Annotated in this window: 13 protein-coding genes; 5 read left to right on the top strand and 8 right to left on the bottom strand. The window is 57.2% G+C overall.

Annotation, left to right across the window (positions count from 1 at the left end; all coding sequences use genetic code 11):
* Window positions 1-390: 390 nt before the first annotated feature.
* Window positions 391-630: a septal ring assembly protein ZapB gene (zapB, locus tag APT89_RS19945; protein WP_028014842.1), complete on the top strand. Its 240-nt coding sequence runs from the start codon at window positions 391-393 to the stop codon at window positions 628-630.
* 529 nt (window positions 631-1,159) lie between these two features.
* Here the strand turns inward: zapB and rraA are convergent.
* The 7 genes from rraA to priA form a co-directional block, all read right to left on the bottom strand.
* The gene (gene rraA, locus APT89_RS19940; protein ID WP_014885702.1) at window positions 1,160-1,645 is read right to left on the bottom strand and encodes a ribonuclease E activity regulator RraA; all 486 of its coding nucleotides are present in this window, start codon (window positions 1,643-1,645) and stop codon (window positions 1,160-1,162) included.
* 92 nt (window positions 1,646-1,737) lie between these two features.
* Window positions 1,738-2,664, bottom strand: a complete 927-nt coding sequence (gene menA / locus APT89_RS19935) for a 1,4-dihydroxy-2-naphthoate polyprenyltransferase (RefSeq protein ID WP_100171285.1) — start codon at window positions 2,662-2,664, stop codon at window positions 1,738-1,740.
* 62 nt (window positions 2,665-2,726) lie between these two features.
* Window positions 2,727-4,061: an HslU--HslV peptidase ATPase subunit gene (gene hslU, locus APT89_RS19930; RefSeq protein WP_028014840.1), complete on the bottom strand. Its 1,335-nt coding sequence runs from the start codon at window positions 4,059-4,061 to the stop codon at window positions 2,727-2,729.
* Between the two features lie 9 nt (window positions 4,062-4,070).
* Entirely contained in the window at window positions 4,071-4,601 is a 531-nt protein-coding gene (gene hslV / locus APT89_RS19925) for an ATP-dependent protease subunit HslV (protein ID WP_014072345.1), read from the bottom strand.
* Window positions 4,602-4,695: 94 nt separating this feature from the next.
* Complete coding sequence (gene ftsN, locus APT89_RS19920; RefSeq protein WP_060573375.1) at window positions 4,696-5,682, bottom strand: cell division protein FtsN; 987 nt, start codon at window positions 5,680-5,682, stop codon at window positions 4,696-4,698.
* A gap of 93 nt (window positions 5,683-5,775) precedes the next feature.
* Window positions 5,776-6,801, bottom strand: a complete 1,026-nt coding sequence (cytR, locus tag APT89_RS19915) for a DNA-binding transcriptional regulator CytR (RefSeq protein ID WP_041911797.1) — start codon at window positions 6,799-6,801, stop codon at window positions 5,776-5,778.
* 119 nt (window positions 6,802-6,920) lie between these two features.
* The gene (gene priA, locus APT89_RS19910; protein WP_060573373.1) at window positions 6,921-9,116 is read right to left on the bottom strand and encodes a primosomal protein N'; all 2,196 of its coding nucleotides are present in this window, start codon (window positions 9,114-9,116) and stop codon (window positions 6,921-6,923) included.
* A 200-nt stretch (window positions 9,117-9,316) separates the two neighbouring features.
* On the opposite strand from priA, the gene rpmE reads away from it, so the two are divergent.
* Window positions 9,317-9,529 (top strand): 50S ribosomal protein L31, encoded by a 213-nt coding sequence (rpmE, locus tag APT89_RS19905; RefSeq protein ID WP_003862040.1) that lies wholly within the window; start codon window positions 9,317-9,319, stop codon window positions 9,527-9,529.
* A gap of 48 nt (window positions 9,530-9,577) precedes the next feature.
* Here the strand turns inward: rpmE and metJ are convergent, their stop codons facing one another.
* On the bottom strand, window positions 9,578-9,895 hold the full coding sequence (metJ, locus tag APT89_RS19900; RefSeq protein ID WP_003862042.1) for a met regulon transcriptional regulator MetJ: 318 nt from the start codon (window positions 9,893-9,895) through the stop codon (window positions 9,578-9,580).
* 275 nt (window positions 9,896-10,170) lie between these two features.
* Between metJ and metB the strand changes: the two genes are divergently transcribed.
* The 3 genes from metB (at window position 10,171) to metF (ending at window position 14,879) form a co-directional block, all read left to right on the top strand.
* Window positions 10,171-11,331, top strand: coding sequence for a cystathionine gamma-synthase (gene metB, locus APT89_RS19895; protein ID WP_060573371.1), 1,161 nt, complete (start codon window positions 10,171-10,173; stop codon window positions 11,329-11,331).
* Window positions 11,332-11,333: 2 nt separating this feature from the next.
* Window positions 11,334-13,766 carry a bifunctional aspartate kinase/homoserine dehydrogenase II gene (locus APT89_RS19890; protein ID WP_041911800.1) on the top strand — a complete coding sequence of 811 codons (2,433 nt, stop codon included), beginning with the start codon at window positions 11,334-11,336 and terminating at the stop codon, window positions 13,764-13,766.
* Window positions 13,767-13,991: 225 nt separating this feature from the next.
* On the top strand, window positions 13,992-14,879 hold the full coding sequence (gene metF / locus APT89_RS19885) for a methylenetetrahydrofolate reductase (protein WP_041911801.1): 888 nt from the start codon (window positions 13,992-13,994) through the stop codon (window positions 14,877-14,879).
* Window positions 14,880-15,000 lie beyond the last annotated feature (121 nt).

The following is a 15,000-nucleotide window of genomic DNA, read 5'->3' as shown; positions in this document are numbered from 1 at the left end:
TCCTGAAGAAATTGATGTTTATTGTTAGCGTGGCCGCCCGTGACAGCCACGATGCCCTGTAGACATAGTGTTAATTTATCGTTAACGAGCAAAAACGAGAAATATCGAAATTAAAATGTGTGGTCTGTGTCAATAAAATGAGCGTTTTCGCGCCATAAAGCGCGTTTTTGCATCAGTCGCGCATGGTGAGCTGAATCATTTTTTTAACGAATGGGTTAACAACTTAGAGGTATATGCCGCGAACGCACCAGGACGAGGCCGAAAAGTGTTGCAAACCGCGATCTGCGTGGCATGCCGCTGGACAGGGGCGACTGCGCTCCATACAATCGGAACATATGTTGTGCGCGTTTACGTTAAAGCGTCGCCTTGCAATTCAGGAGAGGTAGGATCATGTCTTTAGAAGTGTTTGAGAAACTGGAAGCGAAAGTACAGCAGGCGATTGACACCATCACGCTGCTGCAGATGGAAATTGAAGAGCTGAAAGAGAAGAACAACAGCCTGGCGCAGGAAGTTCAGAACGCTCAGCACGGCCGCGAAGAACTGGAGCGCGAAAACAACCAGCTGCGCGAACAGCAGAACGGCTGGCAGGATCGCCTGCAGGCGCTGCTGGGACGTATGGAAGAGGTCTAATTCCTGTTGGGATTGCACTGTACAGGCCGGGTAAGGCGAAGCCGCCACCCGGCTTTTTTTATGGTTGTCCTGCGCTATCGTGGTAAACGCAACAAACCCGATCGGTTCATCACTTTTTACAACGAGTACGCTGGCGACAATGAACGCGATGCATAAATAGCGTTTCACTATGCGGTCCCTGCCGCTAACCGCTCCACCGTTCACCACCGGTGATAAGTCGGTGGACACAAGCCCGGGTAGGCGGGCTGCTTTACGGCTGAAAATACACCTTTCCCGGGACCGATGCCCATTTGCGAGATGGCGGAAAGGGACGCAGCATCATAATTAACATCCGCTGCAAAGGTAAGATACCCGATTAAAATTAGGAATTTATAAAGGATTCGAGGGATTGCCATCTGCTTACAGGAGGGTATGATAAAAATCCCGGGTAGGGGCTGCAAGACCACCCAACGGACCGCGAATCCCGAGGGACAAAAAAACCGCCACATTGCTGATGGCGGTTTTTTTATGGTTCACGCTTATGGTTTTATTACTCAATATCCAGCGGATCTTCAGAAAGGATAATGCCGGTATTATCGGCGTAGAGATGGTCCCCGGAGAAGAAGGTCACGCCGCCGAAGTTAACGCGCACGTCGCTTTCGCCGATGCCGTCGCCCGCAGCGCCTACCGGAATGGCCGCGATGGCTTGAATTCCGATATCCAGGTCTTCGAGATCGTCCACCTGACGCACGGAGCCGTACACCACGATGCCTTCCCACTCGTTCTGGACGGCAATGCCGGCCAGTTCAGCATCAATCAGTGCGCGACGCACGGACCCGCCGCCGTCGACCACCAGAACGCGGCCACGGCCGTTCTGTTCGAGCAGATCGTACAGCAACCCGTTGTCCTCGAAACATTTCACCGTGACGATTTGCCCGCCAAACGATGACCGCCCACCAAAGTTGGAGAACAGCGGTTCAACGACGTTGACATCTTCCTGGTAGATGTCACAAAGCTCGGAGGTATCGTATTTCATAGGTTTAACGCTCAGTTGCTGCGAATGTGTTCAGTATATCGTGCGAAATGCGTTGTTGGCAAAATCATCAATTGTTAATTGATATTTGTCAGCTAACTGAGCGTCTGGCTTAACACAATCCCGATGACGAACAACAGGTTAGTCAGCAGCGCGCCTTTTACCGTTCGCTCCAGCATCGGCGGCATGGCTGCCGGGCTGAGTTCACGCATCACAAAGCGGGCCTGCTTAACCAGCAGCGGCGCGGCAAGCACAAACAGCCAGCCCCACAGACTGTGCAGGGAAATCAGGTTAAACAGCGCCAGGCAAACCAGCGCGCCAATAAGCAGGCAGGCATGATAGCGGCGCGCATTCACCGGCCCCAGACGCACCGCCAGCGTGTTCTTGCCGTTCTCACGATCGCTGTCGATATCGCGCAGATTATTGATATTGAGCACCGCCGTCGCCAGCAGGCCGCAGGCGGTCGCCGGGAGGAACAGGGCAGGGATCACCGTATGCGCCTGTAAGTACCAGCTCCCCATTACGCTCAGCCAGCCGAAGAACACCAGCACAGAGATATCCCCAAGGCCAATATAGCCGTAAGGGCGCGTGCCGACGGTGTAGGTGATGGCCGCGATAATGGCGAGCAGGCCCAGCACCAGGAAGCCAATGAAGTCGCTGGTGGTTTTCGAGGCGACCGTCACCAGCGCCAGGCCAGATAAGCAAATCAGCACCACGGTGATAATCAGCGCGCGCTTCATCTGTGCCTGGGTGATCACCCCTTTTTGCATCCCGCGCAGCGGCCCGATACGGTCAGGCTTGTCGCTGCCTTTTACCGCATCGCCATAATCGTTCGCGAGGTTAGAGAGGATTTGCAGCAGCCCGGCGGTAATGAGCGCCAGACCTGCCACCAGCGGATCGAAATGCCCTTGCCACCAGGCAAGCGCGGTGCCGACAATAATGGCGGCAAAAGCCAGAGGAAGCGTTTTAGGGCGCAGACTTTCGAGCCACGCCTGAGTACGGCTGATATCAGTCATAGTAATTTAGCCAATAAAAATGGGGGCCTTAGCCCCCATTAACAGTGATGAGAATGCAGTAACCGCGATTATAGGATAAAACGGCTCAGATCTTCATCTGCCACTAACGCATCCAGATGTTTGCTCACATAGTCTGCGTCGATGGTAATGGTTTGACCGTTGAGGTCGCTCGCGTCATATGAGATGTCTTCAACCAGACGTTCCAGCACGGTGTGAAGACGACGCGCACCGATGTTCTCGGTGGTTTCGTTGACCTGCCATGCGGCCTGGGCGATACGCTTGATACCGTCTTCGGTGAACTCGAGGTTCACGCCTTCGGTCGCCATCAGCGCCTTGTACTGTACGGTAGCAGAGGCGTTTGGCTCCGTCAGGATGCGCTCGAAATCTTCGGTGGTCAGTGCCTGCAGCTCAACGCGGATCGGCAGACGACCCTGCAGTTCGGGGATCAGATCCGACGGGCTGGCTACCTGGAATGCACCGGAAGCGATAAACAGAATGTGGTCCGTTTTCACCATGCCGTGCTTGGTAGAGACGGTGCAGCCTTCAACCAGCGGCAGCAGATCGCGCTGTACGCCTTCGCGGGACACGTCCGGACCGGAGCTGTTGCCGCCGCGCTTACAAATTTTGTCGATTTCATCGATAAACACGATACCGTGCTGCTCAACCGCGTCGATAGCGTCCTGCTTCAGCTCTTCCGGATTTACCAGCTTCGCCGCTTCTTCTTCAATCAGCAGCTTCATCGCGTCTTTGATTTTTAGCTTACGCGCTTTCTGCTTTTGGCCGCCCAGGTTCTGGAACATGGACTGCAGCTGGCTGGTCATCTCTTCCATGCCCGGAGGCGCCATGATCTCCACGCCCATCGGCGCGGCCGCGAGGTCGATCTCAATCTCTTTGTCGTCCAACTGGCCTTCACGCAGTTTTTTGCGGAACGCCTGACGCGCGGCTGAAGGCTCAGCCTGCTGTTCAGCCTGGCCCCAGTTGTTTTTCGCCGGTGGGATCAGCACGTCGAGAATACGCTCTTCGGCCATCTCTTCCGCGCGGTAGCGGTTTTTCTCAATCGCCTGGACGCGCACCATCTTAATCGCAGAATCGGTCAGGTCGCGGATGATAGAGTCCACTTCTTTACCCACATAGCCCACTTCGGTGAACTTGGTGGCTTCAACTTTGATGAACGGCGCGTTCGCCAGCTTCGCCAGACGACGGGCGATTTCGGTTTTACCGACGCCGGTCGGGCCGATCATCAGAATGTTTTTCGGGGTGACTTCGTGACGCAGCTCTTCATCAAGCTGCATACGACGCCAGCGGTTACGCAGCGCGATAGCCACGGAGCGCTTGGCGTTATCCTGGCCGATAATGTGTTTGTTCAGTTCGCTGACAATTTCGCGTGGGGTCATTTCAGACATGGGAGATCCTTACGCTTTGGAGGTCAATTCTTCGATGGTGTGGTTGTGGTTGGTATAGATGCAGATATCACCTGCAATATCCAACGCCTTCACCGCGATATCACGCGCGTTCATGTCGGTATTTTCCAACAGCGCGCGGGCTGCAGCCTGGGCATAAGGGCCGCCAGAGCCGATGGCAATCAGGTCGTTTTCCGGCTGAATCACGTCACCGTTACCGGTGATGATAAGCGAAGCGGTTTCATCCGCGACCGCCAGCAGCGCTTCGAGCTTGCGCAGCATACGGTCGGTACGCCAGTCCTTTGCCAGCTCAACGGCAGCTTTCACCAGATGACCCTGGTGCATTTCCAGCTTGCGTTCAAACAGTTCAAACAGCGTGAAGGCATCCGCCGTGCCGCCTGCAAAACCGGCGATCACTTTGTCGTTGTAGAGACGACGGACTTTCTTCACGTTGCCTTTCATGACGGTATTACCCAGCGTGGCCTGGCCATCACCGGCAATTACCACCTGGCCGTTACGGCGTACACTTACTATTGTTGTCACGAGCAGACCCCCTGGTTACAGATTCGGGAAACAGAAGCCCTGAGCCTGTGCTCAGGGCTGAATTAAATGATAGATGGGGGGGATTTTGGGGGTTTCAACCCCCGGAGGCGAGTCGAATGCAGTTTGTGTGGCCAGCCACTTTCAAACGGGAAATGGTGCCGTCTGCGTTTTCTTTGCCTTTAACCGGGCCGATCACCACGCGATTCCAGCCGTTATTGGTGGTAATGCGTGAATCAAATCCTTCGAACGCCAGCTGTGCACGCACCGTTTCCGCCTGCTCGGCACCTTTAAACGAACCGCACTGCACCATCCAGCGGCGCTCGTCTTTTTTCTCTGCCGTCTGCTTCGGCGCTTCGGTCTCATTGGTCACCGGCGCGGCCTGCTGCGTTTTCGGCTGCTGCGCGGTGGTATGCGCTGGCGTCTGGAGCAGATCCTGATACGGCTGCGCCGCTTGCTTTGGCGGCTGCGCTTTTGGCTGTTGAACAGGCTGCGACTGCACCGTACGCGTCTGCTGCTGCGGTTGCTGGTATGGCTGGGCCTTCGGCTGCTGTACCGGCTGAGTTTGCGTCCACTGCTGCTGTTGCTGCTGTTGAATTTGTGCCTGGCGCTGACGCTGCAGCTGCAACGTTTGCTGACGCTGCGCTGGCGTTTGTTCATTCCACGGCACTTCATTCAGCTGCGTCGGCTGCTGGCGCATATCGGCCTGCATCTGTGCCAGCAGCTGGCGCTGCTCGTCCGTAAGCTGATCGGCATTCTTCACTTCGCCACCGGCTGAGGGCTCAGTAGGCGCACGCACGCCGGGCTGACGACTTTCCAGCTCTTTAATATAGCGCCAGCGCTCTTCAGGTTTCGGCGGCAGACCATTTCCCACCACTTTGTTGCCCTGAAGGGCCTCGGACTCTTCTTTTTTATGGTGCGTGATGAAGTACAGGCCGCCAATAAAGGCCACCAGCACGGCCGCAGCAATAGCGACCATTGCTGGCGAGACCGCAGGCAGATTACGCTGCTTGCTTTTTGAACTGCTCTTTTTGCGTCGCGAAGGTGCCGGCTGGCCGCGACGTACATAATCTCGTTGTGCCACTATCGTTTCGCTGTATTTATTCGTTCGTCAGCCCGCCATGTTACTTAAGCGGCGGGGCTTTGACCAGATAAGGGTGTCCGAAAGGCGTTTACTTTAAGTCAATGCCTGGGTAGAGCCGCGAATAATCAGCTCGCAGTCCAGCAAACGCGAGCCGCTGCTAACCGTTTGACCCTGCAGCTGATCCAGCAGAAGTAGCATCGCTTCGCGGCCAATCTGATAGCGCGGTTGTGAAACGGTGGAGAGCGGTGGATCGCAAAACTCTGAAAGTGAAATGTTATCGAATCCGATAATCGACAAATCTTTCGGCACGCGTAAGCCACGGCGCTTGGCGTGTGAAAGCGCACCCAGCGCCATCACGTCGCTGTGGCAGAACACCGCCGTTGGCGGTTCCGGCAGCGCCAGCAGTTTCTCCAGCGCCTGTCCGCCCGCTTCAAAGGTAAAATCACCGCGCGCAATATAGTGCGGATCGACAATCGCACCGGTACGGCGCAGCGCCTGAACATAGCCCTGCAGGCGGTAGTGGCACAGCGGCATCTCTTCCGGCCCGGCAATGCAGCCAATCCGCTTATGTCCCAGCTCCTGGAGATAGTTTACGGCGTTGAACGCGGCGGTGAGGTTATCAATGTGGACCGTCGGCAGCTCAAGCTCTGGCGCAAATTCGTTGGCCATTACCATCGGCGGTAAATTGCGCTGCTCTTCGATGCTGGCATCAAACGGCAGGCGCGAGCCAAGCAGCAGCATGCCGTCAATCTGCTTGGTGATAATGAGGTCGATAAAGGTTTTTTCCTGCTGGTTCTGGTGAGCGCAGTCGCCAATCAGCACCAGATAGCCCTGCTCAGCCGCCGTCACTTCGATACCGCGAATGATCTCGCTGAAGAAGGGATCGCAGATATCCGGCACTATTACCAGGATGGTCCGAGATTCATTGCGCTTGACGTTCCGCCCCATCGCCTGCGGGAAATACCCCACTTCCAGCGCCGCCTGTTCAACCTTGTTACGGGTCGCCTGGGAGACTTTATCCGGGTTCATTAATGCGCGGGACACGGTTGCCGTTGAGACTTGTGCTTTCTCGGCAACGTCTTTCATGGTCGCCGTGGCAACCTCTTTCCTGGACTTCAACGTCTTCTCCTCGCCTGAACACCGAACTGCGGACATCACCATTTTTACAGATAGTTAATGGAATCGGTTACAGAATTTTCATAAAAAGTGTGAGGCGCGTTAAATTTTTCGATCCGTCTTCAGCCTTCGATGGGATCGACGTCCAGTACCCACTTCACTTTACGCGCTTCCGGCAGGGTATTGATGAGCGCCAGCGTGCCGCTGACGATGTGCTGCAGGCGAATACGCGAGGGATGCTGAAGCAAAATTTGCCAGCGGAAACGTCCTCCGCGTTTTGGTGCCAGCGCCGGCACCGGGCCCAGGATCCACAGCTGGTTATCCACCAGCGGGCTGGCCTGCAGGAGATTCCTTAGCTGTTGCAGGAAAAGCGGCGCCTGCTGGTTGTTATGATCCTCCGCGCGGATGATGACGTGGCTGGTCCACGGCGGCAACTGCATGGTCTGGCGTTCGGCCAGCGCCTGCTCGGCAAAGGCGTCATAACCTTTGTGCAGCAGAGTCTGTAGCAGCGGGTGCTCAGGGTGATGCGTTTGCAGTACTACCTCGCCCTGTTTACCCGCGCGTCCGGCACGCCCGGCAACCTGGGTATAAAGCTGGGCGAAGCGCTCGGCGGAGCGGAAATCTGCCGAGAACAGCGCGCCGTCGACGTCCAGCAGGGCGACCAGCGTCACGTCCGGGAAGTGGTGCCCTTTCGCCAGCATCTGGGTGCCAATCAGGATGCGCGCGCCGCCGCGATGCACTTCCGCCAGCTGCTGCTCCAGCGCCCCCTTGCGGCTGGTGGTGTCCCGGTCGATTCGGGAAATAGGCACGTCCGGGAAGAAAGGGCCAAGCGCCTGTTCCAGCTGTTCCGTGCCCAGACCGACCGGCACGATATGCGTGGAACCACATGACGGGCACTGGCGAGGAACCGGACGCTGGCTGTCGCAGTGGTGGCAGCGCAAATGTCGCTGGGCCTGATGGAAGGTGTAGTAGTGGTCGCAGCGCGGGCACTCGGCAATCCAGCCGCAGTCGTGGCACAGCAGGGCGGGGGCAAATCCGCGACGGTTCAGGAACAGGATGACCTGGTTCCCCGCCTGCAAATGCTGGCGCATGCGGGAAATCAAGGCGGGCGCTAAGCCTGCCTGCACCTGCTGGCCTTTGAGATCCAGCACGTGCTGGATGGCCGGGCGGGCATTCCCCGCGCGGCGCGTCAGGCGCAGCATGTGGTATTTACGCTGGCGCACGTTGTGCAGCGTTTCGAGCGCAGGCGTGGCGGATCCGAGAATAATAGGGATTTGCTCGCTGTGCGCACGGTAGACCGCCAGATCGCGGGCGTGATAGCGCCAGCCTTCCTGCTGTTTATAGGAGCTGTCGTGCTCTTCGTCGATCACGATAACGCCGAGGTTTTTAAACGGCGTAAACAGCGACGAGCGGGTGCCGATCACAATCGCCGCTTCGCCGTTTTTCGCTTTCAGCCAGGCGCTGAGGCGCTCGCTGTCGTTCAGCCCGGAGTGCAGCACCTCAACGGGCGCGTTAAAGCGCTCGCGGAAGCGGGCAATGGTCTGCGGCGTCAGGCCGATTTCCGGCACCATCACCAGCGCCTGTTTGCCCTGCGCGAGCACGTTTTCCAGCACGCTCAGATAGACTTCGGTCTTGCCGGAGCCCGTCACGCCCGCCAGCAGCCAGGCGGAAAAGCGGTCCGAGGCGCTATGAATGGCGCCTACCGCAGTGGCCTGCTCGGTATTCAGGCGCAGGCGATCGCCCGAGACGGAGAAGCCGTCGCGCCAGTCGTGAAGGGCGGGCGCTTCGCTGGCCAGCTCGCTCAACCCTTTCTTTCTTAATGCCTGTAGCGCCGTTTCGCTGACCTCAAGCTCGTCGACCTGGTGCCGCCAGATTTTTCCCTGGCGCAGCGCCGCCAGCGCCTGCTGCTGTTTCTGCGAACGCTTCAGGCTGTTGATGTCCACGGCCTGCCCCTGTTCGGTGGCAAACCAGTACCACATCGGGGCGTGGCTGGCGCTCTTGCCCTGGCGCAGCAGGATCGGCAGGGCGTGGAACAGAACGTCGCCAATCGGGTGATGATAATAATCTGCCGCCCACAGCAGCAGTCGCCAGGTGCTGGTGGAGTAAACCGGCTCGCTGTCCAGCACCTCAACCACCGATTTCAGTTCATTGAGGGGTAATTCGCTTGTATCGCTGACGGAGACGACGATCCCCACGCGCTGCTGTTTGCCAAACGGCACGGTCACGCGACAGCCCGCTTTGGCGCTCATGCTGTCGGGCAGCAGGTAGTCAAAGGTGCGGGGAAGCGGAACGGGCAGGGCAACGTGAGCGACGGGCATCGAATCTTCCTGACTTGAAAAGTGGCGCGTTAGTATACACATTAGTAAAAGCGGCGTGCGGATCAGTTTGCATACGTTGGTTAAATTCTGTATGATTCGCCGCCTTTGGTGTACTTTACGCCAAAGAACTTACATTCAACATCGCGTGGTGTCTGGCGTTAGGGCTGGAAGAGCGACGCGGCCTTAACTGAGGTTCTCCCATGAAAAAAGATATTCACCCGAAATACGAAATGATTACTGCAAACTGCTCTTGCGGTAACTCTATCCAGATCCGCTCTACCGTGGGTCACGATCTGAACCTGGACGTGTGCGGCAAATGCCACCCGTTCTACACTGGTAAGCAGCGTGATGTTGCAACCGGTGGCCGTGTTGACCGCTTCAACAAGCGTTTCAGCATCCCGGGCGCTAAATAAGTTTCCCGAAAAAAAGGCACCGCAAGGTGCCTTTTTTGTATCCGCTTCTCAGTATTCCCACGTCTCCGGGTCAATACCCAGTTCACGCATGATCACCTTCGCCTCTTCCGGGATTTCGTCGCTACGCTCTTTGCGCAGATCGTCATCGTTCGGCAACGGTTGGCCGGTAAACGCATGCAGGAACGCTTCGCACAGCAGTTCGCTGTTGGTCGCGTGACGCAGGTTGTTCACCTGACGACGCGTACGTTCATCGGTGAGGATCTTCAACACCTTCAGAGGAATGGAAACCGTAATTTTCTTTACTTGCTCACTCTTCTTACCGTGCTCAGCGTATGGGCTGATATATTCGCCGCTCCATTCAGCCATGAGATACCTTTAATCCTCTCAGTCATTAATCTAAAGGTGCAAACCGGTCACTGCCCGTTTTGAACCGTAATCTTGCGTAGTTTACCGTAGAGACGATACCGTGGCACGGATATTGCCGCTGCAGCGTGCACTAAAGCATATAATTTTAACGGCTATTTGCGCATTGCTCAATCTATACGCAAAGAAGTTTAGATGTCCAGATGTATTGACGTCCATACTTTCAATGTTTACTCTGGTGGCTGACTTTTCACCTCATTCGCCAGGAAGCCCTCACCATGACGCGTAAACAGGCCACGATCGCAGTGCGTAGCGGATTAAATGATGACGAGCAGTACGGCTGCGTTGTCCCGCCCATTCATCTTTCCAGCACCTACAATTTCACCGGATTTAATGAACCGCGCGCGCATGACTACTCGCGTCGCGGCAACCCTACGCGTGATGTAACCCAGCGCGCGCTGGCGGAACTGGAAGGCGGCGCGGGTGCGGTATTAACCAATACCGGTATGTCTGCCATTCACCTGGTGACCACGGTGTTCCTGAAGCCTGGCGATCTGCTGGTTGCGCCGCACGACTGTTACGGCGGCAGCTATCGTCTGTTTGACAGCCTGGCAAAGCGCGGCTGCTACCGCGTGCTGTTTGTCGATCAAAACGACGAACAGGCGCTGAAACAGGCGCTGGCAGAGAAGCCGAAGCTGGTTCTGGTGGAAAGTCCAAGCAACCCATTGTTGCGCGTTGTCGACATTGCGAAAATTTGTCAGCTCGCAAGGGATGCGGGAGCGATAAGTGTAGTGGATAATACCTTCCTCAGTCCGGCCCTTCAGAACCCGTTAGCACTGGGTGCGGATCAGGTATTGCATTCATGCACTAAATATCTGAACGGCCATTCTGACGTGGTGGCGGGCGTGGTGATTGCAAAAGATCCCGACGTTGTCACGGAACTGGCATGGTGGGCTAATAACATTGGCGTCACCGCGGGCGCGTTCGACAGTTACCTGCTGTTGCGCGGCATCCGCACGCTGTCGCCGCGCATGGACGTGGCGCAGCGTAATGCCCATGCGATTGTCGATTTCCTGAAAACCCAGCCGCTGGTGAAGAAGCTTTATCACCCGTCGCTGCCGGAAAACCAGGGGCATGAGATTGCCGCGCGCCAGCAGAAGGGATTTGGCGCGATGTTAAGTTTTGAACTGGACGGTGACGAGCAAACGCTGCGTCGCTTCCTGAGCGGGCTGTCATTGTTTACGCTGGCGGAATCCTTAGGTGGGGTTGAAAGCTTGATCTCCCACGCCGCGACCATGACGCACGCAGGTATGGCACCGGAAGCACGTGCCGCCGCCGGGATTTCCGAGACGCTGCTGCGTATCTCGACCGGTATTGAAGATTCTGAAGATTTAATTGCCGATCTGGAAAATGGCTTCCGGGTCGCAGCCAAGGGGTAATCATGAGTGTGATAGCGCAGGCAGGGGCGAAGGGTCGTCAGCTGCACAAGTTTGGTGGTAGTAGTCTTGCTGATGTGAAATGTTATCTGCGCGTCGCAGGGATCATGACCGAATATTCACAGCCGGGTGACATGATGGTTGTCTCGGCGGCGGGCAGCACCACCAACCAGTTGATTAGCTGGCTGAAACTGAGCCAGACCGATCGCCTTTCTGCGCATCAGGTGCAACAGTCCTTACGTCGTTACCAGAGCGAGCTGATTGCCGGCCTGCTGCCTGCGGACGTGGCGGACGGGCTGATCAGCGCCTTCACGCATGACCTTGAGCGTCTGGCTGCTCTGCTGGACAGCGGGATTACCGACGCGGTGTATGCCGAAGTGGTGGGCCACGGTGAAGTGTGGTCCGCGCGCCTGATGGCCGCCGTGCTGCAACACCTGGGCGTGGACGCGGCCTGGCTCGACGCGCGTGATTTCCTGCGTGCGGAACGCGCCGCGCAGCCGCAGGTGGACGAAGGGTTGTCCTATCCGCTGCTGCAACAGCTGCTGGTGCAGCATCCGGGCAAACGTATTGTCGTCACTGGCTTTATCAGCCGCAGCAACGCCGGTGAAACCGTGCTGCTGGGTCGTAACGGTTCGGACTACTCGGCAACGCAGATTGGTGCCCTGGCGGGCGTGTCCCGCGTTACCATCTGGAGCGACGTGGCCGGTGTCTACAGCGCGGACCCGCGTAAAGTGAAAGATGCCTGCCTGCTTCCGCTGCTGCGTCTCGACGAAGCCAGCGAGCTGGCGCGTCTGGCGGCACCGGTTCTGCACGCCCGTACGCTGCAGCCGGTTTCCGGCAGCGATATTGACCTGCAGCTGCGCTGTAGCTATACGCCGGATCAGGGGTCTACCCGCATTGAGCGCGTGCTGGCGTCCGGCACGGGCGCGCGCATCGTCACCAGCCACGACGACATCTGCCTGATCGAGTTCCAGGTCCCTGCGGGTCAGGACTTCAGGCTGGCGCATAAAGATATCGACACGATCCTGAAGCGCGCCCAGGTGCGTCCGCTGGCCGTTGGCGTGCATAACGATCGTCAGCTGCTGCAGTTCTGCTATACCGCCGAAGTGGCGGACAGCGCGCTGAAAATTCTCGACGAAGCGGGCCTGCCGGGCGAGCTTCGCCTGCGTCAGGGGCTGGCGCTGGTGGCGATGGTCGGCGCGGGCGTCACCCGTAACCCGCTGCACTGCCACCGCTTCTGGCAGCAGCTGAAGGGCCAGCCGGTGGAGTTCACCTGGCAGTCGGAAGAGGGCATCAGCCTGGTCGCCGTGCTGCGTAAAGGCCCAACCGAAAGCCTGATTCAGGGTCTGCACACCTCGCTGTTCCGCGCGGAAAAACGCATCGGCCTGGTGCTGTTTGGCAAGGGTAACATCGGTTCCCGCTGGCTGGAGCTGTTCGCCCGCGAACAGGTCACGCTTTCGGCGCGTACCGGGTTTGAATTTATTCTTGCGGGCGTGGTGGATAGCCGCCGCAGCTTGCTGAACTACGAAGGGCTGGACGCCAGCCGGGCGCTTGCCTTCTTTAACGATGAAGCGGTTGAGCAGGATGAAGAGTCACTGTTCCTGTGGATGCGCGCGCACCCGTATGACGATCTGGTGGTGCTGGATGTCACCGCCAGCGAACAGCTTGCCGATCAGTATCTGGATTTCGCCAGCCACGGTTTCCACGTCATCAGCGCCAACAAGCTGGCGGGGGCGAGCAGCACCGATAAATATCGTCAGATCCACGACGCGTTTGAAAAAACGGGCCGCCACTGGCTCTATAATGCCACCGTTGGCGCGGGCCTGCCGGTTAACCATACCGTGCGTGACCTGATTGAAAGCGGCGACAGCATTCTGGCGCTGAGCGGGATCTTCTCCGGCACGCTCTCCTGGCTGTTCCTGCAGTTTGACGGCACCGTACCGTTCACCGACCTGGTGGATCAGGCGTGGCAGCAGGGCTTAACCGAGCCCGATCCGCGCGTTGACCTCTCCGGTAAAGACGTGATGCGCAAGCTGGTGATCCTGGCGCGTGAAGCCGGTTATGACATCGAGCCGGATTCCGTACGCGTCGAGTCGCTGGTGCCTGCAGGCTGCGAAGAAGGTTCTGTTGACCACTTCTTCGAAAACGGCGACGAGCTGAATGACCAGATGGTGCAGCGTCTGGAAGCGGCAAACGAGATGGGGCTGGTGCTGCGCTACGTGGCGCGTTTCGAGGCGAACGGTAAGGCGCGTGTGGGTGTCGAGGCGGTGCGTCCTGACCATCCGCTGGCGGCCCTGCTGCCGTGCGATAACGTCTTCGCCATTGAAAGCCGCTGGTACCGCGATAACCCGCTGGTGATCCGCGGCCCGGGCGCGGGGCGCGATGTCACCGCTGGGGCTATCCAGTCCGATATTAACCGTCTGGCTAAGCTGCTGTAAAAAGTGAATTTCCCTCTCCTTGTGGGAGAGGGTTAGGGTGAGGGCATCAGACCGCGCTCACCCTCATCATGAACTCCCTTCATCTTCCCTGAGCAAACCTCACCGTTATTGTGATTATTTCTGTTGACGTCACGCCGCTTTTCCGTCATTTTTACATCTGGACGTCTAAACGTATAGAAGTTCACAACACAACAGACAATGACACGCGAAAGATAGAGGTAAGGTATGAGCTTTTTTCACGCCAACCAGCGGGAAGCACTGAATCAGAGCCTGGCCGAAGTAAACGGCCAGATTAACGTCTCTTTTGAATTTTTCCCGCCGCGCACCAGTGAAATGGAGCAAACCCTGTGGAGCTCTATCGATCGCCTGAGCAGCCTTAAGCCGAAGTTTGTCTCCGTGACCTACGGCGCCAACTCCGGCGAGCGCGACCGCACGCACAGCATTATTAAAGGCATCAAAGATCGTACCGGTCTGGAAGCAGCGCCGCATCTGACCTGTATTGACGCCACCCGCGATGAGCTGCGCGCCATTGCCCAGGACTACTGGAACAACGGGATTCGCCATATCGTTGCCCTGCGTGGCGATCTGCCGCCGGGAAGCGGCAAGCCGGACATGTACGCTACCGATCTGGTCGCGCTGCTGAAAGACGTTGCTGATTTTGATATCTCCGTGGCCGCCTACCCTGAAGTCCACCCGGAAGCGAAAAGCGCCCAGGCGGATTTGCTTAACCTGAAGCGTAAGGTGGAAGCCGGTGCCAACCGCGCCATCACCCAGTTCTTCTTTGACGTGGAAAGCTATCTGCGCTTCCGCGACCGCTGCGTCTCGGCAGGTATCGACGTCGAAATTATCCCGGGCATTCTGCCAGTCTCTAACTTCAAACAGGCGAAGAAGTTCGCCGATATGACCAACGTTCGCATTCCGCTGTGGATGTCCAAAATGTACGAAGGGCTGGACGATGACGCGGAAACCCGCAAGCTGGTGGGGGCCAATATCGCGATGGACATGGTGAAGATCTTAAGCCGCGAAGGGGTGAAAGACTTCCACTTCTACACGCTTAACCGCGCGGAGATGAGCTACGCCATTTGTCATACGCTGGGCGTTCGTCCGGCGTAATCAGCAAAAAGCCCTCATAAAGTGAGGGCTTTTTAATCATATAAAAAGTTAAAAGGTATTAACTATCGAATCTGTGGATTAATTCAACTATATCTTATTGCTAGTGGTGTATATCGTAACG

It is taken from the genome of Enterobacter sp. 50588862 (assembly GCF_001462935.1).
GTDB classification, from domain to species: Bacteria; Pseudomonadota; Gammaproteobacteria; order Enterobacterales; family Enterobacteriaceae; genus Enterobacter; species Enterobacter bugandensis.
The sequence above is the reverse complement of the archived record's forward strand: the minus strand, read 5'-3'. Positions and strand labels throughout refer to the sequence as shown.